Here is a 1,334-nt window from a genome sequence, read left to right as displayed (position 1 = left end):
TCGTATCTTTATAACAAATTGATTTGACTTTACGCTCTACTTTATGGGCATAATGTGCCACCAAAGGTGTTATAATAAGTGCTGCTTGTTTTTTCAAAACGTCAGCAATGCGTCTTGGGAGGTATTCTAATAGACCATAAACAATAATTTGAGGTTTTTGTTCTGCATCCCCTGTAATAATTTCTGTTACCCCACGCCCTTCTCTATGCTTTATGGTATGGGAAACACCTAATAAAGGAATCATTGCCCCCTCTTTGAGATAAGCCTTTTCATGAGAGATTTGTATACGAGCAAGACGTGCCTCAATCCAAGATCGATGCTTTTCAATAAAACTTTGAATCGTACAGAGACTTATCGCTGGTGGTGTTGTTACACAAATCTCTTGACTGCTGGTATCAATACGTAAGGTAAGACGGCGCGCATACTTATTTTCCCGCACCCGTACAGGTACAGAGCGATCAGAAAAAATAAAATGCTGTTTAGAAATGCTCATATATTTTTATCTTCATCAATAAATGTACCCCTTATTTTGCATTAATCTGATTAATAAAAGATCTCAATACTGTTTCAAGGCAATCTAAATCTTGTGGACGAGAAAAACGATGATCTGCATCACGAACAAGTGTCAATGTTACATCATGGAGAGGCAAATGATCAAGTAAAGTCAATGTATGTTGATAGGGAATATCTTCATCTTCCATCCCTTGTAGAATATGGACTGGACACCCAACATCAATGCATCCTTTCATAACACAATTTTCGCGCCCATCTTCAATTAATTTTTTTGTAAAGGGCATTGGCTCTGTATCATCAACAGCAGGTCGTTCAATATAGCCTTTTTCTTCCAAAATCTTCCATTCTTCTGGGCCTAATTTTGGTTCCACCAATGTTTGTGTAAAATCAGGTGCTGGAGCAATTAATATCATACCAGCAAGCTTCTTATTTTTCTGTGCTAGTATCATAGCAAGCCTTAGCGCAATCCACCCGCCCATAGAAGAACCAATCAAAATTTGTGGACCCTCACAATAGGTTTCAAAAGTCGCTAAACTTTCCTTAACCCAACGCGAAATTGTTCCTTGAAAAAAATCACCCTCAGATTCTCCATGTCCAGAGTAATCAAAACGTAAACAAGACAAATCATTCTTCTGAGCAAACTGGTCAACCAACGTTGCCTTACTTCCCAACATATCGGATTGATAGCCAGGAAGCCAAACCAAACCTAGAGATTGGCGCCCCTTGCGATGGCGTACTGCAAGAGCGGTGTTCTCAAACGAAAAAAACTGACAAGGAATATTTTGATCCATAATTCTTTATCCTCCATAAAACGATTTCTT

At 38.7% G+C, this 1,334-nt stretch carries 2 protein-coding genes; both read right to left on the bottom strand.

Going from position 1 to position 1,334, the window contains the following annotated elements; translation table 11 throughout:
• A partial coding sequence (locus ACFIKE_RS10675; protein ID WP_375649874.1) for a YgjP-like metallopeptidase domain-containing protein occupies positions 1-493 on the bottom strand: 493 nt, incomplete at its 3' end.
• 31 nt (positions 494-524) lie between these two features.
• On the bottom strand, positions 525-1,304 hold the full coding sequence (locus tag ACFIKE_RS10670; RefSeq protein ID WP_375649871.1) for an alpha/beta hydrolase: 780 nt from the start codon (positions 1,302-1,304) through the stop codon (positions 525-527).
• Positions 1,305-1,334 lie beyond the last annotated feature (30 nt).

This window comes from Bartonella sp. MU70NMGDW (assembly GCF_042194085.1).
Lineage (GTDB): Bacteria > Pseudomonadota > Alphaproteobacteria > Rhizobiales > Rhizobiaceae > Bartonella > Bartonella grahamii.
The sequence above is the reverse complement of the archived record's forward strand: the minus strand, read 5'-3'. Positions and strand labels throughout refer to the sequence as shown.

Excerpts from the sequence above, each read along its gene's own strand:
- ACFIKE_RS10670 (WP_375649871.1), bottom strand. The coding sequence starts at position 1,304 with ATGGATCAAAATATTCCTTGTCAGTTTTTTTCGTTTGAGAACACCGCT.